The 22,669-nt window shown below is 58.0% G+C and carries 21 protein-coding genes; 14 read left to right on the forward strand and 7 right to left on the reverse strand.

The features are described from left to right. The 7 genes from U2949_RS08190 to U2949_RS08220 form a co-directional block, all read right to left on the reverse strand. Positions 1 to 1,062 (reverse strand): pentapeptide repeat-containing protein, encoded by a 1,062-nt coding sequence (locus tag U2949_RS08190; protein WP_257722939.1) that lies wholly within the window; start codon positions 1,060 to 1,062, stop codon positions 1 to 3. Further along, positions 1,062 to 3,584 (reverse strand): DUF2169 family type VI secretion system accessory protein, encoded by a 2,523-nt coding sequence (locus tag U2949_RS08195; protein WP_321287116.1) that lies wholly within the window; start codon positions 3,582 to 3,584, stop codon positions 1,062 to 1,064. The genes U2949_RS08190 and U2949_RS08195 overlap by 1 nt, the downstream gene beginning before the upstream one ends. Before the next feature lie 119 nt (positions 3,585 to 3,703). Beyond that, positions 3,704 to 4,192, reverse strand: coding sequence for a TIGR03750 family conjugal transfer protein (locus U2949_RS08200; protein ID WP_257722937.1), 489 nt, complete (start codon positions 4,190 to 4,192; stop codon positions 3,704 to 3,706). Between the two features lie 14 nt (positions 4,193 to 4,206). After that, the gene (locus U2949_RS08205) at positions 4,207 to 6,558 is read right to left on the reverse strand and encodes a type VI secretion system Vgr family protein (RefSeq protein ID WP_257722936.1); all 2,352 of its coding nucleotides are present in this window, start codon (positions 6,556 to 6,558) and stop codon (positions 4,207 to 4,209) included. Between the two features lie 2 nt (positions 6,559 to 6,560). Then, the gene (locus U2949_RS08210; RefSeq protein WP_257722935.1) at positions 6,561 to 7,157 is read right to left on the reverse strand and encodes a DUF3540 domain-containing protein; all 597 of its coding nucleotides are present in this window, start codon (positions 7,155 to 7,157) and stop codon (positions 6,561 to 6,563) included. Between the two features lie 227 nt (positions 7,158 to 7,384). Next, the gene (locus U2949_RS08215; RefSeq protein ID WP_026483649.1) at positions 7,385 to 8,578 is read right to left on the reverse strand and encodes an acetyl-CoA C-acyltransferase; all 1,194 of its coding nucleotides are present in this window, start codon (positions 8,576 to 8,578) and stop codon (positions 7,385 to 7,387) included. Between the two features lie 19 nt (positions 8,579 to 8,597). Further along, the gene (locus tag U2949_RS08220) at positions 8,598 to 11,030 is read right to left on the reverse strand and encodes a 3-hydroxyacyl-CoA dehydrogenase/enoyl-CoA hydratase family protein (protein ID WP_462675658.1); all 2,433 of its coding nucleotides are present in this window, start codon (positions 11,028 to 11,030) and stop codon (positions 8,598 to 8,600) included. A 644-nt stretch (positions 11,031 to 11,674) separates the two neighbouring features. Here U2949_RS08220 and U2949_RS08225 point away from each other — a divergent pair. The 14 genes from U2949_RS08225 to hisB all read left to right on the forward strand — a co-directional run bounded on the left by U2949_RS08225 (position 11,675) and on the right by hisB (position 22,655). Next, positions 11,675 to 12,250: a chromate transporter gene (locus U2949_RS08225; protein WP_321287120.1), complete on the forward strand. Its 576-nt coding sequence runs from the start codon at positions 11,675 to 11,677 to the stop codon at positions 12,248 to 12,250. Beyond that, positions 12,247 to 12,777 (forward strand): chromate transporter, encoded by a 531-nt coding sequence (locus U2949_RS08230; RefSeq protein ID WP_321287122.1) that lies wholly within the window; start codon positions 12,247 to 12,249, stop codon positions 12,775 to 12,777. The genes U2949_RS08225 and U2949_RS08230 overlap by 4 nt, the downstream gene beginning before the upstream one ends. 186 nt (positions 12,778 to 12,963) lie before the next feature. After that, positions 12,964 to 13,788 carry an ABC transporter ATP-binding protein gene (locus U2949_RS08235; protein ID WP_009455504.1) on the forward strand — a complete coding sequence of 275 codons (825 nt, stop codon included), beginning with the start codon at positions 12,964 to 12,966 and terminating at the stop codon, positions 13,786 to 13,788. After that, entirely contained in the window at positions 13,785 to 14,570 is a 786-nt protein-coding gene (gene mlaE / locus U2949_RS08240; RefSeq protein ID WP_194273416.1) for a lipid asymmetry maintenance ABC transporter permease subunit MlaE, read from the forward strand. Before U2949_RS08235 ends, mlaE begins: the two co-directional genes overlap by 4 nt. Before the next feature lie 21 nt (positions 14,571 to 14,591). Continuing rightward, a complete protein-coding gene (mlaD, locus tag U2949_RS08245) occupies positions 14,592 to 15,068 on the forward strand; it encodes an outer membrane lipid asymmetry maintenance protein MlaD (RefSeq protein ID WP_321287127.1) in 477 nt (158 codons plus the stop codon). A gap of 38 nt (positions 15,069 to 15,106) precedes the next feature. Continuing rightward, the gene (locus tag U2949_RS08250) at positions 15,107 to 15,886 is read left to right on the forward strand and encodes an MlaA family lipoprotein (protein WP_051316296.1); all 780 of its coding nucleotides are present in this window, start codon (positions 15,107 to 15,109) and stop codon (positions 15,884 to 15,886) included. 39 nt (positions 15,887 to 15,925) lie between these two features. Beyond that, on the forward strand, positions 15,926 to 16,597 hold the full coding sequence (locus U2949_RS08255) for an MlaC/ttg2D family ABC transporter substrate-binding protein (RefSeq protein ID WP_035274790.1): 672 nt from the start codon (positions 15,926 to 15,928) through the stop codon (positions 16,595 to 16,597). Between the two features lie 186 nt (positions 16,598 to 16,783). Then, entirely contained in the window at positions 16,784 to 17,575 is a 792-nt protein-coding gene (locus U2949_RS08260) for an ABC transporter ATP-binding protein (protein WP_009455490.1), read from the forward strand. A gap of 95 nt (positions 17,576 to 17,670) precedes the next feature. Next, complete coding sequence (locus U2949_RS08265) at positions 17,671 to 18,429, forward strand: ABC transporter permease (protein ID WP_042486095.1); 759 nt, start codon at positions 17,671 to 17,673, stop codon at positions 18,427 to 18,429. A gap of 4 nt (positions 18,430 to 18,433) precedes the next feature. Beyond that, positions 18,434 to 18,682 carry a BolA family protein gene (locus tag U2949_RS08270; protein ID WP_009455487.1) on the forward strand — a complete coding sequence of 83 codons (249 nt, stop codon included), beginning with the start codon at positions 18,434 to 18,436 and terminating at the stop codon, positions 18,680 to 18,682. Beyond that, positions 18,675 to 19,934 (forward strand): UDP-N-acetylglucosamine 1-carboxyvinyltransferase, encoded by a 1,260-nt coding sequence (murA, locus tag U2949_RS08275; protein ID WP_257722932.1) that lies wholly within the window; start codon positions 18,675 to 18,677, stop codon positions 19,932 to 19,934. Before U2949_RS08270 ends, murA begins: the two co-directional genes overlap by 8 nt. Continuing rightward, positions 19,934 to 20,608 (forward strand): ATP phosphoribosyltransferase, encoded by a 675-nt coding sequence (gene hisG / locus U2949_RS08280; RefSeq protein ID WP_009455485.1) that lies wholly within the window; start codon positions 19,934 to 19,936, stop codon positions 20,606 to 20,608. Before murA ends, hisG begins: the two co-directional genes overlap by 1 nt. Before the next feature lie 129 nt (positions 20,609 to 20,737). Beyond that, on the forward strand, positions 20,738 to 22,042 hold the full coding sequence (gene hisD / locus U2949_RS08285) for a histidinol dehydrogenase (RefSeq protein ID WP_257722931.1): 1,305 nt from the start codon (positions 20,738 to 20,740) through the stop codon (positions 22,040 to 22,042). A 25-nt stretch (positions 22,043 to 22,067) separates the two neighbouring features. Continuing rightward, entirely contained in the window at positions 22,068 to 22,655 is a 588-nt protein-coding gene (gene hisB, locus U2949_RS08290) for an imidazoleglycerol-phosphate dehydratase HisB (RefSeq protein ID WP_009455482.1), read from the forward strand. The last annotated feature ends 14 nt before the right edge of the window (positions 22,656 to 22,669 follow it).

Here is a 22,669-nt window from a genome sequence, read left to right on the forward strand (position 1 = left end):
TTATTCAAGATTCATGTAACGCGCGGTCCAGCTTTCAGACTCGTGCAAGGCCGGGTCATTAGGCAGGCAGCCTGCGGCCTGTTCTTGCCCGGCCTTGTCCAGCAAGCAACGATGAAACTGGGTGCGCTCAAAATGTGCGCCATCCCAGCGAGCACGGCGGCAATCTGCGTAGGAGAAATCGGCATAACGCAGCTGGCTATGCTCGAAACGGGCCTGCTCCAGAACCGCTTGCGCGAAGTAGGCTTGCTGCAAAAAAGAGCCACGAAAATCTGCCTCGGGAGCGTGGGCTTGAGCCCACAGACTTTGTGTAAGATCCGCCTCCCGAATCTGCAGCCCCTGGGCCTGCGCCTGAACGAATAAAGCTTGGTTGGCCTGGGCTTTGTTCAGCACGGCCTGATTCAGGATGGCCGACTTGAAATTGGTGCCGCAAAGACGAGCGTGGCTCAGATCCACTTGAGTAAAGTCGGACTCCATCAAGACACTGCCGCTGAAATCCAGCCCCGACAGGTCCATGCCCTGGAAATTGCATGTTTTGGCCGTCACCCTGCTCCAGCGACTACCGGCCAGAGTGCTGCCCCGCCAATCCATTTCGGTGACCACCACATCTTCCAGACGGGTCGACTGCAAGGACAAGCCCCCTGCGCGGCAACCGGTCCAAGTGCAACGCTGCAAAAGAGCTTGGTCGAAATTTCCCGACTGCAAAATGCATTGCGCCCAGTGAGTGTCGCTCCAGGCTCCGCCTTGCCAGATAGCGCCCTGTAAATCACAGTCCTGCCACATCACCTCCTTGGCCTGGACATGCTTGCAGGACAAGCCAATCAACACGCATTCCATAAAAGCGCAGCCATCCAGCACACTGGCGTCCAGTACTGCTCCGCTCAAGTCACATTGATGAAAGCGGCTACCCGCCAGATTGACGCCCAAGGCTTGCACACGCGGCAGGCGACAAGCGATGAACACCGCTCCTGAATAATCGCCCGGTGGCAAATACAGATCGCTGATATCCAGTCCCAGCAAAGGCTCACCTTGCCGAATACGCAAACGCAAAGCATGTGCGTCCATCAGGCTTGTCCCCCAGCAGGGTCGCGACGTGCAGTGCGCAAATACAGATTGCGGCTGCGGGTACGTGCATCCGTTTGCAAACCCATCAAATCAGCGCGGAAGAAGTTCACGGTATCCAGCATCGCGCCTTGAACCTTCGCGCCCCCGGCCAGGCTATTGCTCATATCCACCTTGTTCAAGGTGGCTTGGCTAAAGTCAGTCTCGATCAGAATGCAGTCGCTCAGGCGGGCCTGCGTCCATTGCGACCCCTGGAGATTGGCACCGGATAAATCACAGCGAATCAGTTGGGCCTGTTCAAAACAGGATTGCGACAAATCCAGCCCACGCAAATTGCTTTCTTCCAGGCAGGCACCGCGCCAGTCTGACCCCGGCATGTCCACGCCGGACACCACGCTTTGACGCCAGCGGCTGTCACGGCAATCGAGCACACCGTCCAACAGGCCCAGCAGCCAGGACGTGTCCTCCAGGCTGGAGCCCCTCAAGGACAGATCCCGCAGATCACAGTCCAGCCAAGCGCATTGCTGCAACTGGCAATCCAGATAAGACAATTCGGACAAGCGCGAGCGCATCAAATATTGCACGCCACTTAACTGCGAGGTCTCGAAGGTGCAGCGCAGCAGGTCCACATCCAGCCACTCCTGCTCCTGCAAATGGGACTGCTGAAACAAGACATCCTGCCAGCTGGACTCGCGCGGCTGCCATCGGGCCGCCTGCACCTGACGAAACTGTACGGATTGCAGCACTGCCGCGCTGAAATCCACATCATCCAATTGGGACTGATTGAATTGAACCTGCTCCAATCTCGCCCGCACAAATGTGGCTCCCGAGCAGTCTGCTCCTGCAAACGTGCCTTGCTGTAAAACCGCATCGTTAAAGCAGGTCCCGACACAGCGCACCCCGGAGAAATCGAAGTCCTGCAAATGCAGTCCGCTCAAATCCAGGCCAGACAGGTTACGGGTTCCGGCCAGAATCAACTCCACGCGCCTGCGCAAACGCTGCTGACGCAGATCAGAGGCAACAGGCGGTGCAGGGGCATAGGTTTGCATCGCTCGTCTGGCCTGCTCCATAGGTTTGGATAGCAAGCCGGACACAGGCGCCTGGTCGCTGGCCGCTGCATCCAGCTCATACAACATGCGCTGCGTATCGCGCGCCGTAACACGGGTGCCGGCCTGATCCTGAAAGGGAGATTCACGCTGCAAATCCTGCACTTTCGCCATGCCCTCTTCCATCTGCTGACGCGCCTCCCATTGCTGGCGATTGGCTTGGCGCACTTCCTGCACCCAATCCGTTCGGTCCACATCCATAGGTTTGGGAGGCCCAGCCTGCGCCAAGGAAAACAGCTCGTTCTGCCAAGCCGGGTGTTCATGTGCCGCGTCCTGCGCCCAGCGCTCCAGGCGCATCCGCATGGTCAAGGACAAGGGGTCGTCTGAACTGGTCTGAACGTCATCCAAAGGTGCGCAGCAGTCGGCGGGTAGCAAATCCTGGTCGCGCAAGGCAAATAATCCGGCTTGATCGCCTTCGCTACGCAAGCGCAGCACTTGCTCGTAATGATCCTGGCCACGCGCTTGGCCCAAGGGCTCCAGGGCAGGCATTAATAAGTTCACATCTTGCGCCTGCGCGTCCTGAACCGGCACGCTTCCTTGGTACAGCAAAAGCATGTGGCCCAAATCGGGGAAGAACCAGACAGTGGTGTGCCGCAGCGCCAACTTTTGCAGCCCGGGTAGACGACGATCCTGATACCAGCAGATCGCCTCCCACTGCGGCAAGCTGCCACTCCACCGGGGTCGCTGGGCGTGCAGATGGTGCAGTTCCCAAGAACTGTCTGCGGGCCAATGACCTTGCTCACGCCACCACTGGTCCGGTTCAGCAGCATTGAAAAAATGTGGGTCCAGGCTGTCCAGCATCATGCCTGGATCGCCTTGCTGCCAGGCGGGGTCATAACGACCCGCCAAACGAAAGCGACGTGGTCGCAAAGGCGATACCGGCCCCAAACCCGCTGGACGGCCCTGCTGGCCAGAACGGTGCAAGCGCCCTTCCCAAGGCTCTACCTGCGGCAAGCAAAGCGGCTCACCCGGACTGGCTGTTTCCATCCCCATGCCGGCAGGATTATCAGGATACTGCGGCCCGCCCCAGCTACGGCTGCCATCCAAAGGCACGCGGGTAAAAGGCTCTGCCTCCCCCGGTCTGCCTTGCCGCCACTGACGTTGCCCAAATACAGCCAACTGCTTTTCTATCGGGCCGACACGTGCTTGTACTGCCAGTTGGGATACCGGCCCACCACCGGGAGCGCAGGCATGGCCAGAGACCAGAAACTCTGCACAAGGTTTGGGCAAGGCCAGATCCAGTACATCGTCGTCCTGCATCAGGCCGGATACGCTTTGCCACATACGTGCATCGGTGCTCAAGACATGCGGAGCATCCATGGAGCACCAGGCCTGTACCGACACGCTTAGCGCGTGTTGTCCGCGCCAGCTCCAGGGGCGTGCCAAAACACCCAAGCGCAAGGGCTTTACGATGCGCATGGGACTTGTCCTTTGGGAGAGCACGAGCAGGACTGGCTTGAGTCAAGAGCACTGCCTGACTGCCTCGGACCAGCGTGTGCATCATCCCTGTTCAACTGCAAAGCCAACGCCACCATCAATCAATCCCCATAGGAGTTGGCGGCGGGTTTCAACTGCAAGGTCACCTGTTCACGGTTCAGAGCACACAGCTGAGCATTGGCCGGATCGCACAGTACGCTGACCCAATTACCCGGCTTGAATCGCTTGTTCAGTTCGGGCTGCACCAGCACATCCACATGGGTTTTCTGGCCATCTACGTCCAGGCCCAGGCGCACTAGCGGATAAGCAGATTTGAAAACTTCTGGCAGCAGCTCATCCTGAGATACGATCACGGCCTGTTGAGGTACGACCTCGGCACGATGCAGGCGCTGATACAAGAGTTCCTCAGGACGAGCACGCCAATAGCGCGTAAAACCCCGATACCCGGCGACAAAACCACCCACGGCGATCAGCATGGGCAAGATGACCAGATAAGGCAGCCAGTCCCGCCACTCCAGGGCAATACCAATCGAAATCATGATGGCCCCCATCAAGGCGCTGAAAGCCATCCACATAATCTGTCCCAACATCGTCGCGGACGTCCTTAAAAAAAGATGTGCAAGCCGGACTTGGCCAAACGCAGAGCCGAACTGCCGACGCGCACCGCCTGCTTGCCCAGATACACCGCACTGGTCTTGATCGCCGCGTAGGCTTTCTCGTCCTTGAAGGCCGAGTGGTCCATCTTCATGACGGCAGCCTGGAAATTGACCAGATAGCCCTGCGCTCGAATACCCCAGGCATCCAGGGAGGAAATCGTGCCGTTCAAGCGGAACCCCGTCACTTTTTCGGTATGCGGGATCCACCACTTTTCAATACCTGTGACATTCACCTTCCAGCTAGGCGTGGTGATGTTCACGCCCGCTGCGGCGGTAATGTCCACGGGACCGGAAATGCTTTTGGTCAGATTGCCAGTCAGGGTGTCAGTGATATTGCCGGTGGTGGTCAGGTCCACATCACCTGTAATGGTTTCTTTGACATCGCCAGTCACGGTGTAATCCACCGCGCCGGTAATCGTGCGGGTGTAATCACCGGTTTGGGTGGAGTTGCGAGTGCCGGTGATGGAATCCGTGACATCGCCCGTGACCGTATGAGTGACCTCGCCGGTGATGGTTCGGGTCAGATCGCCGGTCAAGGTGTCGGTGACATTGCCCGTCACGGTACGCGTCACATCACCGGTATGAGTTCGGGTCTGCTCACCTTCTATGGTTTCCACCAGATCCCCGATGACAGTACGTACGACGCCGCTATTGAATGTCTCGGTTTCCAGATCCTGCACCGTTGTTGTGCGGGTTGCCGTGACACTCAAGGTGTCATGGCCTGTGACCACCGTCGTCCGATTGCCATCGACGGTGTGGGTTTCATCGCCCTCGACTTCCGTATCCAGATTGCGCTCGGCATGCAGCCAGATACGCTCCTGCCCGGCTCTGTCCTCAAACATGAAGGCGTTGGCATTGCTCGGATCGCCATCCTTGGAGCGGCTTAAAAAACCGCTTTGTGTGGCATTGTCCGGCAAGTTCCAGGGCGGCATATTGCTGGCGTTATACACACGACCGACGGCAATGGGCCGGTCCGGGTCGCCCCCCAGAAAGTCCACAATCACTTCGTCGCCCACTCGGGGCAGTTGAATGCCACCAAAGCCACCACCTGCCCACGGGCTGGAAACGCGCAGCCAGCAGGAGCTGTTTTCATTGGCCTGCCCGTAGCGATCCCACAAAAACTGAACCTTGATACGACCATATTGATCGGTCCACAGCTGCTCGCCGCTCTTGCCCACCACCTTGGCCGTTTGCGGGCCGTAGGTACGCGGAATAGGTGTGCGTCGCAAAGGGCGATACGGCTGGCTGGACGGGATCACCAGAAAGTCAATGAAGTAGTGACTGGCCATGCCGCTCTCGCCGGTATGGCCTACATCCAGAAAGTCGTAATCGACCTGAGTCACCAGATAGTCGCGGTTATCCTCGGGGCGCGGATGATTGCGCACGGACAGCAAATAACCCGGCGCGACACCACGCGCGTTGGTCTGGGCCTGTGCCTGACTGCGGACCGCCTGCAAGGCTTCCAACCGCAAGCGGGAGTAATGTTCACCATGTTGAGGCTCGGTGTAGCCACCCGCCCATTCGTAGACTTCCAGATCACCCAAGGCGTGTTCAGCCGGGTTGCTGCGCGTGGCGTCCAGGCTGGCTCCCGGCTTGCAATAGTCGTAGTCAGCGGTCGCGTAGCGGCCCGGAGTGACTTGCTCATACGGGTGCCAGGCGTGAATGTGCTCAACATCGGGATGCGCTACCCGGTCGGGGGAAACAAAGGGCAGCTCAGAAAGCCAGGGCGCAGCCGCATGTTGACCCACATCGTCGGCCATCACCAGGGTATGGGCGCCATTGCGATGCTCAAACCAGTAGTAAATCCCCTCGCGCTCCATCAAGCGGCTAACAAACTGAAAGTCGCTTTCCTGATACTGGACGCAATAGGTTTGACGCGGATAGTCCTGCGTCAGGCGCGACTCCCAGGCAAAGGGGTAGCGGCCCAGCACCTCCTGCAAAACCTCGGGCACAGTCTTTTCCTGAAAGATCCGGCTGTCCATGTTCTGGCTCAAGAACCAGAGCCAGGGGCGCAAGGTGGCCCTGTAGGTATAAAAGCGGTCACTGCGGCCGGTTTTACCCATCAGGCGAAATGCACTGATACGGCCATCCAGAAAGCGCGGCACCGCAAAAGGTGTTTTGATTTCCAGGCTCAGGGACTCGCCCAGCAAGCTGCGCAAATCCAGCAAGGGGGTATTGCAGACCACATCCACCTGCAATTCAAAAGGCTGGGACAAAGCTTCCCGACCTTGCAGGGCCTGAAACAGCAAGACTTCCGGCCCCAGCGGGCTATGCACTTGTACAAGGCGTTCTGTCAGCATGCTTACCCCATATGGATTTGGTCAGCGTCGACTTTGACCAGTTCACGAGCAGTCATCAAAGTATGGCGGGCATGCAAACGCATTTGATGCTGGGCCTGCACATCCATGCGGCCCCCACGCCAACGCTCTTCTTTCTCTGTCAGACGAAATACGTGATTGCACACTTGGGACAGGCGATCCGCCACGGTTTCCTGCACGCGCGACAAAATCCGCAGCGTGCCTGCGGTCAGGCTCATCTCCCGGCCAGACTGGCGCAGATGGCCACCTGCCTGCAAAGTCAGGTCCGCCTCGGACTGGATATGCACCCCACCCTGCGCCGCCTGCACATGCAAGCCCTGCTCGGCGACCAGATGCAAAGCCCCACCCTGGGGTCGTTCCAGCACGGCGAACACATAGGCCTGCTCGCCATCGGCACCGCCTACCCAGACCTTGTCGCCCACTTGCGGCTGCACCAGGCAACTGACGGCCTGCGGCACAATCCAGCAATGCTCGCCGCAGTCGACTTCAAACTGCCCCGACTCCAGACGAGCCTTGACCCGTCCCTGCCAGAACATGGGGGGAACGTGCAGGCTGGACACCATGCGCGAGGGCAATCCCATACATCCTCCGTGTGAGCTGTTCAACACAATGAAAAGGACTATGGCGCGAGCCCATGTCTACTCTATGACAACAACAAAACTTTACTTTTTTGACATTTAGCGGGTTTTAAGCAAATTTGCTTACACGTATTGCGCCAATGCTCACTGATGCGGGTAGGCGAGCCAATAAAAAAGCCGCCCGAAGGCGGCTTTGTCCAGCAACGATAGAAACAGCAGCAGATCGGAAATTATGTCCGCTCGAAAATCCCGGCGGCTCCCATGCCTGTACCGATACACATGGTGAGCATGCCGTATTTCAGCTGACGACGCTGCAAGGCATGAACCACGGTGGCGGCACGCATGGCACCAGTCGCACCCAGAGGGTGACCCATGGCAATAGCACCACCCAGCGGATTGACGCGCTCGGGGTCCAGGCCCAAATCACGAATCACCGCCAGAGATTGAGCAGCAAAGGCTTCGTTCAGCTCGATCCAGTCCATCTGGTCTTGCTTCAGGCCAGCCAAGGCCAGCGCATGAGGCACGGCCTCTTTAGGACCGATACCCATGATTGCTGGGGGCACACCACGGACCGAGAAGGTCACGAAGCGGGCCAGCGGCGTCAGGTTGTGCTCGCGCAGGGCGCGCTCGGACACAACCAGCAAGGCACCTGCCCCGTCCGACGTCTGCGAGCTGTTGCCAGCCGTGACCGAGCCACGCGCTGCAAACACGGGACGCAGCTTGCCCAGCACTTCCAGGCTGGTATCAGGGCGGGGACCTTCGTCACGATCAACCACTTGGGTTTTGACGGATATTTCCTGAGTGCTCAGGTTCGGTTGACGACGTGTCACCGTTACAGGCAGAACTTCGCCCGTGAACTCGCCCGATTCCCAGGCCTTGACGGCTTTCTGGTGCGAAGCCAGGGCAAACGCGTCCTGATCTTCACGGGACACTTTCCACTGACGCGCCACTTCTTCAGCGGTCAGGCCCATGCCGTAGGCAATACCGTAGTTCTCGTCCGAGGCGAAGATCTCGGGGCTGAACGTGGTGTTCACACCCATCACCGGCACTTGGCTCATGGACTCCACGCCCGAAGCCACAATGATATCTGCCTGACCCGTACGGATACGGTCGGCAGCAATCGCAATGGCGCTCAAGCCCGAAGCGCAGAAACGGTTGACGGTCATACCAGCCACGGTGTGCGGCAGGCCTGCCAGCAAGGCAGAGATACGCGCCACGTTAAAGCCTTGCGGGCCTTCAGGCAGAGCGCAACCGGCTACCACTTCTTCAATGGCGGCTGGGTCCAGTTTGGGTACATCGGCCAGCATGCCGCGAATGGCTTCCGCCAAGAGCTCGTCAGGACGGTAGGACGAAAACACACCACGAGGTGCTTTTCCAATGGGCGTACGCTTGGCAGCGACGATATAAGCTTGTTGTACAGTCATGTCTACTCCTTGATCCGCTCTAGTTACGCACCGGCTTGCCAGTGGACAACATCCCAGTAATACGTTCCTGGGTCTTGGGGGAATTGAGCAGCTCCAGGAAGGCCTGCCGCTCTTGCGCCATCATCCAGGCTTCATCCACCAGCGAGCCTGGATCCACATCGCCCCCGCAGATCACGGTTACGACCTTCTCGGCAATATGGAAATCATATTCCGAGATGAAACCACCTTCTTTCATGTTCACCAGCTGAGCTTTCAGCGTGGCAATGCCATCGCGACCGGCAACCGGGAAGCGACGAGGCAATGGAGCACGCCAACCGGCGCTGGCCAGAGCCTGTGCCTGACGAACGGCCACATACACCAGTTCCTGACGATTCATGACGATGGTGTCGGACTCTTTCAGGAAACCAAGCTGACGGGCATCCAGAGCGGAGCGCGACACCTGAGCACTGGCGATCGCCAGTGCAAAACGCTTCAGGTAAGCCAGCAGCGGGGCATCAGGTGCACCCATGGCTTGCAGTTCAGCCGAGCGACGAGCTGAGTAAGCCAGACCACCTGCGCCTGGAACCAGACCCACACCCACTTCAACCAGACCAATGTAGGACTCGAAGTGAGCGACGCGGTGCGCGCAATGCACAGCCAGTTCGCAACCACCACCCAGAGCCAGACCGGCAACCGCAGCCACCACAGGCACCTGGGCGTAACGGATACGCAGAACCATGTCCTGCATGGCACGTTCTACCGGCTCAACACCGGCCACGCCTTCTTTCTCGAACACGGGCAAAATGGCTTTCAGGTCAGCGCCAGCGGAGAATGGATCACCATCCTGGGCCACTACCAGAGCCTGATACGAGGCTTCAGCCAGTTCAATCGCCTTGGACATGCCATTGACCACACCGGGGCTCAGCGTGTGCATCTTGGTCTTGAAGGACACGATCAGCACGTCTTGTGGGTGCGGTGCGGGCAGCGTCCAGCAGCGTACCGATTCATCCTCGAAAACCGTGGTGGTTTCCAGAGACTCGATCTCGCCCACCAGCAAAGGTGTGCCAATGTGGCGCAGGTAAACAGGCAGATCGCTACGGCCTTCAAAGCGGCTTTGCGAAGGATTCCAGGAACCGGCCGCGGTGTGCACACCTTGCGCTTCCCACACAGGACCACGAGTCGCCCAGTCTGGCAGCGGCTGGCTGCTAAGCGTCTTGCCGTCCTGAATGTCCTGATTGATCCAGTCGGCCACCTGACGCCATCCGGCAGCTTGCCAGATCTCGAAGGGGCCTTGCTTGTGACCAAAGCCCCATTTCAAGGCCAGATCCAGCTGACGGGCGTTGTCGGCAATGTCTTGCAGATGAATGGCACTGTAGTGGAAGGTGTCGCGCAGCACGGCCCACACGAATTGAGCCTGAGGCTTGTCGGACTCGCGCAGCTGGCGCAGGCGCTCAGCCGGGTCACGTACCGCCAGAATGGCGGCGACATCGGAATCGATTTTCTGGTCAGCAGCCACGTAATCGCGCTGTTGAGCATCGAACCGCTGGATTTCACGGCCCTTCTTGCGGAAGAAACCGGCACCGGTCTTCTGACCCAAAGCGCCTGCATCGATCAGGCCCTGTACTTCTGGTGGCAGGCCAAAGTGTGCTTTGAAGCTGTCATCAGGCAGCTGATCCTGCATGGTGCGGATCACGTGTGCCAGAGTGTCCAGGCCAACCACGTCAGCAGTACGGTAAGTACCCGATTTGGCGCGACCCAGACGTGTACCCGTCAATTCATCAACCTGCTCGTAAGTCAGGGAGAAACGCCGAGCCTGCTCGAACACGGACAGAATGCCAAAGACACCGATGCGGTTACCGATGAAATTGGGGGTATCTTTGGCGCGAACCACGCCCTTGCCCAGTTGCGATACCAGGAAGGTTTCCAGAACATCCAGCAGCTCTGGCTGGGTGTATTTCGTGGGGATCAGCTCCACCAGGCTCATGTAGCGTGGCGGATTGAAAAAGTGCACACCGCAAAAACGTGGGCGCAGCGCTTCCGGCAAAACATCTGCCAAGGAAGTGATGGACAGGCCGGACGTGTTGCTGGCGATGATGGCATTCGGGTTCAGTGCTGGCCCGATCTTGCGGTACAGATCCTGTTTCCAATCCAGACGCTCGGCAATGGCTTCGATCACCAGATCGCAATCGGCCAGACGGTCCAGGTTGTCGTCGTAATTGGCGGGCTCGATCAGGTCGGCCAGGTCTGGCGTACCCAAAGGAGCAGGATTCATTTTGCGCAGATTGGCAATGGCACGCAGGGCGATGCCATTTTTGGGCCCCTCGCGGGCGGGCAGATCAAACAGAACTACTGGTATGCCTGCATTCACGCAATGGGCGGCAATTTGCGCGCCCATGACGCCGGCACCGCACACGGCGACCCGACGCAAGGTACGGGCACTGCCCGTCACTGCACTGGCTGAACTAGATGTCATAGGTTTGTCTCCAGGAAACTGAAACCCCACGCAGCATAAGGTCCCAAACGGACGCTCTACGATGCGAGGCAATCAAATAATCGTACACGCACAACCGCTTTTACGACCATAAAGTCTTTTTTATTTTCAATCAAAGATGGGTATAGATCAAATCCATCTTCATGAAACTGTCCATGTTTGGATCCGGATCGGGGTCATCAGCCGCTCCAACAAGCCACCATAAATTCAAACGATCGTTTCAATCCCTTTTATTTCAACAGATTGAACCCATAAAAAGCTCATTACACACTTCATTATCCGCCGGAAGCACTAGTCTCCTAAAGCGGGCATCACACATGGTTTCAAGTTATTTTTTAATTCTTTTCTTATTTATTTCAATTCATTTTTTATTTAATTTCTGCGCCCACTTTAATTAATTTTTATCTTTAAATATTTCAAACAAATAAGCAGCGCTTGAGGTTAGAAAAAAATTTGAGCGACCGCTGCCCGACGGCCGTTTTCTTGCCAATAAAGGCCTCTCCGCACCCCCAGCAAGAAGGATCAGACCGCCACCCGAGCGCACAAGAGGGCAAAAACGGCTTAATTTGTATGCCAGAATGTTCAAACTTCCACTTTTGACGAGCCCTATCCGCCTTCATTGCTCTATGACCCGGTCTCAAGAAGCTGCCCCTTTATCCTTAAGCGCTCTATTTCTGATCTTTGCCCGCATTGGCCTGACCAGCTTTGGTGGGGGCTTGAGTGGCTGGTTAATGCGTGAGTTTGTTGTTCAGCGGCGCCTGATGAGCCAGGCAGATTTTCTTAGCGGTCTGGCGCTGTCCCAAGCACTGCCCGGCATCAATGTGGTGAACCTCTCTATATGGATTGGTTATCGTCTGCTGGCCGGACCTGGGGCGTTAGTTGCCACGCTGGGCATGGTGCTTCCCCCGCTGCTCCTGGCCATTTTGATGCTGATTGGTCTGGAACAACTGACGGGCTCTACCCTGGTGCCTCAGGTCATGGCCGGAATTGCCGCCGCAGCCATTGGCCTGTCTCTTGAAATGGGCGTACGCTCGGCGCGCAGCGCAGCCACCGGAATCGTGCCCATTGCTCTCATGTTGGCCGTTTTTGTCGGCATTTTCGTCATGGAATGGAGTCTGATCCCCGTGATTCTGATCTGTGCACCGCTGTCCGTCTGGTATGCCTGGCTGCAACTTGAAGACAAAGCGGTGGAGCAATCATGATCACGATTTTGCTCCAGCTCATGCGCGTCTTTGCGCCCCTGTCTTTTCTGACTATAGGGGGCGGGCAAAGCATCATCCCGGAGATTCACCGGCAATCGGTAGAAATTCATGGCTGGCTCAGCAATCAGGAATTTCTGGATCTGTTCGCCCTGTCGCGCCTGACACCCGGCCCGAAATCCTTGCTTGTCACCCTGGTGGGCTGGAAGGCGGCTGGCTGGGCCGGTGCCCTGGCCGCATCCGTCGCCATTTTCCTGCCCTCTGCCCTGCTGATCTATTACCTGGCAACAATCTGGAAGCGCTATGAGGGCACACGCATCATCCGCGCCATTGAAATTGGTCTGCTGCCCATTGCCGCCGGCATGATCCTGGCCGCCAGCGGCACAATTCTGAAAGCGGCCCAAGGCGGACTGTGGGCCTGGGGCACGGCTCTGGCCTGTACGGCCATTTTGCTGCTAAGTCGCATCAACCCTTTATGGTTGCTGGCAGGCGGCGGATTGCTGTTCGCCTTGATACAACCCGCTATCTAAAACAAATTAGACACAAAAAAGGGCGACTTCACCACCAAAGCCGGTTTGAAGTAAGTGGCTGTATCAAGAGCCACAAAATGGCTCATAAAAGCGCCACGACCCCGCCCCCATAGCGCGCAAGACATTGAGACGCCAGAGCTGCAAGCGGTACAATGGCAGGTCCTTTTATCCCCTTTTGCCCGCGACATGGTTGTAAATACTGACCGAGCCGTACTAAATCTGGACTCCGCCTCGCTGGGCTACGGCGCCTTTACCGTGCTCGCGGACGTGTCCATGACCGTTCAGAAAGGTCAGGTCGTCGCCATGATGGGGGGGTCAGGTTCCGGAAAAACAACACTTCTGCGTGCTGCGACCGGACAAATTCGTGCTCAGAAAGGGACCGTTACGGTTTTTGGCCAGGACTTGGCCAAGCTGGACGGCGAGGCTCTGCGCCAGACGCGTCAACGCATGGGTGTGCTGTTTCAGCAGGGTGCCCTGTTTACGGACCTGAACGTGTTTGAAAACGTGGCGTTTCCCCTGCGGGAGCTGACAAACGACTCCGAAGCCGCCATTCAGGACCGTGTACTGGACAAGCTGGACGCCGTTGGCCTGCGCGCGGCTGCCCATTTAGGCATCAATGAAATTTCTGGCGGCATGGCTCGCCGGGTTGCACTGGCCCGTGCCATTGTGCTGGAGCCCGAGCTGATTCTGTACGACGAACCCTTTGCCGGTCTGGACCCCATTTCCATGGGCATTACCGCGCAGCTGATTCGCGACCTGACCGACCGCCTGAACTGCGCTTCGGTGCTGATTACGCACGATGTGGCTGAATCCTTTGCGATTGCCGACCAGGTTTATATTGTTGGCCAGGGACGCTTGCTGACCCAGGGCACGCCCACCGAGCTGCGCGCTTCCAAGGATCCCTACGTGCAGCAGTTCCTGCGTGGTGAACCCGACGGCCCTATCGCCTTTAACTATCCCGTCACCCCGGCTTTTGAAGCCTGGCTCCAGAATCGGACGACGCGCTCATGAATTTCATCACCGCCCCGATTAGCGCGCTAGGCGCTGCGATACGCAATAGCATCTACGGCCTGGGTGCCTTCAGCCGTTTGTTCGTGGCCTTGCTGGCCCGTTCCTCCTTGCTGTGGCGTCGCCCCCGTCTGGTTTCCCAGCAAATCCACTTTATTGGCAATTATTCGCTGCTGATCATTGCCGTTTCCGGCCTGTTCGTGGGTTTTGTGCTGGGCTTGCAAGGTTATTACACACTGAACCGCTATGGTTCCGAAGAGGCCTTGGGCCTGCTGGTCGCCCTGTCTCTGGTACGTGAACTGGGACCGGTCGTCACCGCCCTGCTGTTTGCAGGCCGGGCCGGTACATCGTTAACCGCTGAAATCGGCTTGATGAAAGCCGGTGAACAGATTGCCGCCATGGAAGTCATGGCGGTGGACCCCTTGCGCCGCCTGCTGGTACCGCGCTTTTGGGGCGGCATTATTGCCATGCCCATTCTGGCCGCCGTGTTCTCCATGGTCGGCATCCTGGGTGGCTATATCGTCGGCGTACAAATGATCGGCATTGATGCAGGCGCCTTCTGGTCGCAAATGCAAAACGGTGTCGATGTGATTGATGACGTACTCAACGGAGTGATCAAAAGCCTGGTGTTTGGCCTGATCGTGACCTTGATTGCGCTGTATATGGGCTGGCATGCCAAGGCCACGCCCGAAGGCGTTTCTCGCGCGACCACACGCACGGTCGTCAGCGGCGCTTTGGCGGTATTGGGCACGGACTTCCTGCTCACCGCCCTTATGTTCAGTTAACTATTTAGGAATTGCTCAACTATGAATCGCGAGAAAACCGATTTCTGGGTTGGCCTGTTTGTTTTGCTGGGGCTGGTCGCACTGGCATTCCTGGCCCTGCGCGCGGGTAACCTCAGTTCTTTTTCCTTTGCAAAAACCTACCAGGTATCGGCCAAGTTCGATAATCTGGGTGGCCTGAAACCGCGTGCGCCGATCAAGGCCAGTGGTGTGGTCGTTGGCCGGGTCGGCTCCATTGGTTTTGACAACCAGGACTTCAAGGCCGTGGTTACCCTGGATATGGATGAGCACTACAAGTTTCCTGTCGACACCTCCGCTTCCATCCTGACGTCCGGCCTGCTGGGTGAACAGTATATTGGCCTGACTGCCGGTGGCGACGAAAAGGACCTGCAAGGCGGTAGCACCATTACCTATACACAAAGCGCGGTTGTGCTGGAAGAACTGATCAGCAAGTTCCTCTACAACACAGCCTCCAGTGACGGCGGCTCCAAATCGGAGTAATAAACCGCCAGCTCATGCTCATTACAGACGACACAATCATGAATACAACAACTCGCCGCTCTTACTCCCTGCCTCGTGGAGTCCGTTTGAGCCTGATCGGTGCCAGTGCTGCGCTTGTGGCTGGTTGCGCCAGCGTGCCCAACCCCAACCCCCAGGATCCTTGGGAAGGCATGAACCGTGGCATCTACGCCTTTAACGAAACCGTGGACGGCGCGCTGATCAAACCGATTGCAGAAGGCTACAACGCCCTGACGCCGCAGCCTGCACGCACATGTATTAGTAACATTTTCAACAACCTGGGCGATGCCTGGTCGGCCGTCAACAGCTTCCTGCAAGGTGAGCACGTTGACTTCTTCAACACCCTGGGCCGAGTCCTGTTCAACTCGACCATGGGCCTGGGCGGTTGTATTGACGTTGCCACCATGAACGGCTCCAAGCGCATTCCCAACGACTTTGGCGTGACGCTGGGCGTATGGGGCATCAAATCTGGCCCTTACGTGGTTCTGCCCTTCTTTGGCCCCAGCACCGTTCGCGACGGTGTGGCACGTGGCACCAGCTTCCTGGAAGGCTTCTCCTCCACGGGTCCGATCATGGCGATCAAGGATGTACCGGTACGCAACAGCATCATGGGTCTTTGGGCTCTGGATGCCCGCGCTGGCGTGCTGGATGCAGAAAAACTTGTTAACGACATCGCCCTTGACCGCTACAGCTTCATACGCGACGCTTACCTGCAACGACGCCATGCGATGGTGCAAGCCCGCCGTACCGGTGGCGACACCAGCCAGGATTTGCCTGACTACTCGGACGCAGACGAATAAAAACGCCCTGCCCGCAGAACACTCATCTGGAGTTTTTTTATGATTTCCCGTCCCGCCTTGGGCGGGACTGCTTTGCAGTCCTCCCCCTCTCGCCTGATTTCCTGGATCCTGACCGCCTGTGCAGTGCTGGCCTTGTGTTTGCATGCGGTGGCCGCGCAAGCCCAAGCTGCTGACCCGAAAGGCGAGCCCAACAAATTTGTTGAATCGGTCGGTAATCAGGCATTGCAAGTGGTCAAGGAAAGCGACGCCATCCGCAAGGGTGACCGCGCCGCCATCCTGGCTGCCGTGAATGAAAACATCATGCCTTACGTGAACCTGGAAAAGACGACACGTCTGTCCGCGGGCCGCTACTGGCGTCAAGCCAACCCCGAACAGCGTCAGAAACTGGTCGAAGCGTTCAAGGGCACCTTGGTTCGCACCTACAGTGGCGCCTTGTCCCGCGTGGATGACAAGACACAGCTGACCATCCTGCCGTTCCGTGGCGATTCCAATGCTGACGACGTGGTAGTGCGCTCCTCGCTGACTCAGTCCAACGGTGGCCCGGTTGGTGTGGATTACCGCCTGGAAAAAACACCGGAAGGCTGGAAAATCTACGACTTGAACGTGGAAGGCATCTGGCTGATTCAAAACTACCGCAACCAGTTTGCCCAGCAAATTGAGCAAGGTGGTATTGATGGCCTGATTCAGGCGCTGAACAAACAAAACAGTTAAGGCAGGCCGTGGCGAGCACGGGCGCTTTGGTCGGGCATTCTTAAGCAGACCAGAGTCGTACTCTATAATAAAGAGCCTGATCACCCCCAAACAGGTCTACGCCCATGCGTAGGCCTGTTTAGTTAACAAAGACGCTACAGCGACGACTTTCACCGCCACACCCGCGTCAGGCCAACCCAAATTGCCATGTCCGCCTTCAAACTCGATAACGTCAGTAAACGCTTCGCTCCCCAAAGCCGGGGACTCAAAAGCCTGTTTTCCCCTCCCCGTTCCGATGCCGGTTTTCTGGCCGTCGATCAGGTCAGCCTGACTATTGAACATGGTGAATTTTTCGGCTTGCTCGGCCCTAACGGCGCCGGCAAAACAACCCTGATTTCCATGCTGGCCGGTCTGACCCGTCCCACCAGCGGCCAGGTCAGCGTCTGTGGTTACGATGTGCGCACCCAGTATCAAAAAGCCCGCCAATCGCTGGGCGTGGTGCCACAGGAAATTGTGTACGATCCCTTTTTCACCGTCCGTGAAACCTTGCGTCTGCAATCGGGCTACTTTGGCCTGAAAAACAATGACGACTGGATCGACGAGATTCTGGCCAATCTGGCCCTGAGCGACAAGGCCGATGTGAACATGCGCGCCTTGTCCGGCGGCATGAAGCGCCGCGTTCTGGTCGCCCAGGCGCTGGTGCACCGCCCCCCTGTCATTATTCTGGATGAACCTACTGCCGGTGTGGACGTGGACCTGCGCCGCACGCTGTGGGAGTTCATCATTCGCCTGAATCAACAAGGCCACACCATCTTGCTGACCACCCACTATCTGGAAGAAGCCCAGGCCCTCTGTGGTCGCCTGGCCATGCTTAAAAGTGGCAAGATCGTCGCCCTGGATACCACGCAAGCCATTATGGAGCGCGCAGGCGGCCACGATCTGGAGGATGCATTTGTGCGCATCATGCACAACGAAGGAAAAATGGGAGTCGCCCTGTGAACCAGAACAACTCTCCCAAACACTGGGGCGTGCCTCAAAACACGGACGCCCCCGCTGCCAAGATCGGCACCCTGAGCCTGCCCCCTCAGCCCAAGATGGGCTCGGGCTTTCCTACGCTGCTACGCAAAGAGCTGATGCGTTTCTGGAAAGTGGGCTTTCAGACCATTGCTGCGCCCGTTTTGACGGCGCTGATGTATTTGCTGATTTTCGCCCACGTGCTGGAAGGCCGCGTCACGGTATACGACTCCGTGCCCTACACCGCCTTCCTGATTCCGGGCCTGATGATGATGAGCATGTTGCAAAACGCCTTTGCGAACCCGTCCTCATCACTGATTCAAAGCCGCATTACAGGTAATCTGGTCTTTATCCTGCTGCCACCGCTGTCGCACCGCGAGATTTTCGCCGCCTATCTGCTGGCGTCCATCGCCCGCGGTGTCTGTGTGGGCCTCTGTGTGTGGCTGGTGTCGCTGTTCTTCGTGTCCCTGCCCGTGGCCAAGCCTTTGTGGGTATTGGTCTTTGCCGTCATGTCTTGCGGCATCATGGGCACCCTGGGTCTGATCGCCGGACTGTGGTCCGAGAAGTTCGACCAGTTGGCTGCGTTCCAGAACTTCCTGATCATGCCTGCGACGTTCCTGTCGGGCGTGTTCTATTCGATTCATAGCCTGCCGCCGTTTTGGCAAACTGTTTCACACTGGAATCCGTTGCTCTATACCATTGACGGGTTCCGCTACGGTTTTTTTGCCGCCTCGGATATTTCTCCCTGGTTCAGCCTGACCGTTGTCGCCAGCGTCTTTGTTGCGCTGTGTCTGATTTCGCTACGCCTGCTTGCCTCAGGCTATAAATTACGGAATTGATTTCATGTTGCCGACCCCCGAACAAGTTCACCAATACATTGCCGACAACCTGCCCTGTGAACACTTGCAAGTGCAAGGCGATGGTTCGCACTTTGAGGCCCTGATCGTCAGCACCGCCTTTGAAGGCAAACGCCTGATTGCGCGTCACCAACTGGTTTACAAAGCCCTGGGCGACCGGATGAAAGCCGAAATCCACGCCCTGTCCATGCGCACGCTTACCCCCGACGAATACAAGGCCAATCCGAATGGATAAATTACGCATCACGGGCGGACAACGCCTGAATGGCGAGATCACCGTCTCTGGCGCCAAAAACGCCGCCCTGCCCATTCTGTGCGCCAGTCTGCTGACTGCTGACACGGTGTACCTGGATAATGTCCCGCGCCTGCGTGACATCGACACCACCCTGAAGCTGTTGGGACAGTTGGGTGTCACCCAGGAGCGCAATGGCACGCTAGAGCTGAATGCAGGCGACATCACCAATCTGGAAGCGCCCTACGAACTGGTGAAAACCATGCGCGCCTCCATTCTGGTGCTGGGCCCCCTGCTGGCCCGCTTTGGCGAGGCCCGCGTCAGCCTGCCCGGTGGTTGCGCCATTGGTCAGCGCCCTGTGGATCAGCACATCAAGGGTCTGGCGGCCATGGGTGCCGAAATCCATGTCGAGCACGGTTTTGTGAATGCCCGCGCCAAACGCTTGCGCGGTGCCGTGGTGCGCACGGATATGGTGACAGTCACCGGCACCGAAAACCTGATGATGGCGGCTGTGTTGGCCGAAGGCCAAACCATTCTGGAAAACGCAGCCCGCGAACCGGAAATTATTGATCTGGCCGAACTGCTGATCAAAATGGGTGCCAAGATCCAGGGCCACGGTACCGACCGTATCGTCATTGACGGGGTCGAGCGCCTGCACGGTGCCAAGCACACCATCTGCCCTGACCGTATCGAAGCCGGCACGTTCCTGTGCGCCGTTGCCGCTACGGGTGGCGAGCTGACCTTGCGCAATACCGATGCTGACGCCATGGGCGCCACGCTGGACAAGCTACGCGAAGCTGGTCTGCAGATTGAAACCGGCCCGGACTGGATCAAGGCCAGCATGAATGGTCGCCCCAAGGCGGTCAGCTTCCGTACCAGCGAATACCCCGGCTTCCCCACGGACATGCAGGCTCAATTGATGGCACTGAACACCATTGCCGACGGCACCGCCTCGGTTGTGGAAACCATCTTTGAAAATCGCTACATGCACGTACAGGAACTGAACCGCCTGGGTGCACAAATTGATATCGAAGGCCATATGGCCGTCGTTACCGGCGTTCCTTACCTGACTGGTGCCACCGTCATGGCAACCGACCTGCGTGCGTCGGCCAGCCTGGTCATTGCAGGCCTGGCGGCTCGGGGTGACACTACCGTCGAACGCATCTACCATCTGGACCGTGGCTACGACCGCATGGAAGCCAAGCTTCAGGCCGTAGGCGCCAACATCGAGCGAATCAGCAGCAAGGAAACCTAATGAGTCCCGCCGGTTTAAATCAACCTCTGACGCTGGCCTTGTCCAAAGGCCGGATTTTTGACGAAACCCTGCCTTTGCTGGAAGAGGCAGGCATCAAGGTGCTGGAAAGCCCCGAAACGTCGCGCAAACTGATCCTGCCCACCAATAACCCGGACCTGCGTCTGATTATTGTGCGTGCCACCGACGTGCCAACCTACGTGCAATACGGTGCCGCCCATATCGGGATTGCCGGCAAGGATGTGCTGTACGAGCACATGGAACAGCACCCCGGCGGTCTGTACCAGCCCGTGGACCTGAACATTGCCCGTTGCCGCCTGTGTGTGGCCGTGGCCGAAGGCTTTGACTACCATTCGGCCGTCAAGCAAGGTTCGCGCCTGCGTATCGCCACCAAATACACCCGTGCGGCTCGCGAGCACTTCGCCAGCAAAGGCGTATATGTGGACTTGATCAAGCTGTATGGCTCCATGGAACTGGCTCCGCTGGTCGGTCTGGCCGACGCCATTGTGGACCTGGTCTCCAGCGGCGGCACCCTGCGTGCCAACAAGCTGGTGGAAGTGGAAGACATTACCCCCATTTCCTCGCGCTTGATCGTCAATCAGGCTGCCATGAAGAACCGTGGTGCCCAGTTGCAACCCCTGATCGACGCTTTCTCTCGCGCTTCGGTGGACGAGTAAAACGTCCCCTGCCACGGGCGGGGGATAAACAGCCTGACAATCCTGCTTGCGCAAAAGGCGCAGACCGCCTTTTGCCTAAGCGAAATGTTATACACTGGCCCTTGAACCTTAGCTTTTTCCTATAGCGACATGTCACTGATCCATCGCCTGACCTCCCAATCCGCCCAGTTCGATGCCGAACTGCGCACTCTACTGGCTTACGAAGCGTCCGAAGACGCGTCTATCGAGCACGCTTGTGCCGAAATTCTGCATCGTATCCAGCATGAGGGGGACGTGGCCTTACTGGATTACACCCAGCGCTTTGACCGACTTGCTGTTGAACAGGCCTCGGCACTGGAAATCTCCAAAGAAGAACTGTTTGCGGCTCTGGACAGCCTGCCTGCCGATCAGCGCAAGGCACTGGAACAGGCCGCCGAGCGTGTGCGTCGTTACCACGAGCACCAACGCACTGAAACCTGGACCTACACGGAAGCCGATGGCACCGTGCTGGGTCAGCAAGTTACCCCCTTGGACCGTGTGGGACTGTATGTTCCCGGTGGCAAGGCCGCTTACCCCTCCTCGGTTCTGATGAACGCCATTCCTGCCAAAGTGGCTGGTGTTCCAGAACTGATCATGGTCACGCCTACACCCGATGGCGTGCGCAACCCCATCGTGCTGGCGGCTGCCGCCCTGGGCGGTGTCGATCGCGTGTTCACTATTGGTGGCGCGCAGGCTGTAGGCGCTTTGGCTTACGGTACGGACACCATCCCGCCGGTAGACAAGATTGTCGGCCCCGGCAACGCCTATGTCGCCGCTGCCAAACGCCGCGTCTTTGGCGTCGTTGGCATCGACATGATTGCCGGCCCCTCCGAAATCCTGATCATCAGCGACGGCAGTGCTCCTGCTGACTGGGTGGCTATGGACCTGTTCTCCCAGGCGGAACACGACGAGCTGGCCCAGGCCATCTTGCTGTGTCCCGATGCAGATTTCCTGGACCAGGTTGAAGCGGCCATCGAACGTCTGCTCCCCACCATGCCACGCGCGGACATCATCCGCCGCAGCCTGTCGGGTCGCGGTGCCCTGATCCACGTCCGCGATCTGGACGAGGCCTGTAAGATCAGCAACCATATCGCGCCGGAACACCTGGAAGTCTCTACCCGTAACGCCCAGGACTTGTTGAGCAAAATCCGCCATGCTGGCGCCATTTTCCTGGGCCCCTACAGTTCCGAATCGCTGGGCGATTACTGTGCCGGGCCTAACCATGTCCTGCCGACGGCACGCACTGCGCGTTTCTCGTCACCTTTGGGCGTCTACGATTTCCAGAAACGCAGCAGCATTATTCAGGTTTCAGAATCAGGCGCCCAAACACTGGGACCCATAGCCGCTACGCTGGCACAAGGCGAGGGCCTGTACGCCCACGCTGCCAGCGCGCAATTCCGATTGAACCAATCCTGATACCGGCCTTGCCGCCGGCACTGATATGCGTACCGCCGAGATTACCCGCAATACCAATGAGACCCGCATCCGCGTGGCCGTTAACTTGGACGGCACTGGCCGTCACTCGCTCAACAGCGGCGTGCCTTTTCTGGACCACATGCTGGACCAGATCGCCCGCCATGGTCTGATTGACCTGGACGTGCACTGTGAGGGCGACACTCACATCGACGATCACCACACTGTCGAGGATATCGGCATTGCGCTGGGCCAGGCTTTTGCCAAGGCCGTAGGCAGCAAAGCCGGTCTGCGCCGCTACGGCCATGCCTATGTTCCCTTGGACGAGTCGCTCTCGCGCGTAGTGGTGGACTTCTCCGGTCGCCCCGGCCTGTTTTATTTTGTGCCCTTTACCCGCGCACGAATCGGCCAGTTCGATGTAGACTTGGCACGCGAGTTTTTCCAGGGTTTTGTCAATCACGCCCTGGTTTCTATGCACATCGATAACCTGCGCGGCGAAAACGCACACCACCAGTGCGAAACCGTGTTCAAAGCCTTTGGCCGAGCATTGCGTATGGCTCTGGAGCTGGACCCACGTAGCGAAGGCGTGGTGCCTTCGACCAAAGGGGTTCTGTAAACGTCCTTCGGACA

The organism is Alcaligenes phenolicus (genome assembly GCF_032063905.1).
GTDB classification, from domain to species: domain Bacteria; phylum Pseudomonadota; class Gammaproteobacteria; order Burkholderiales; family Burkholderiaceae_B; genus Alcaligenes; species Alcaligenes phenolicus.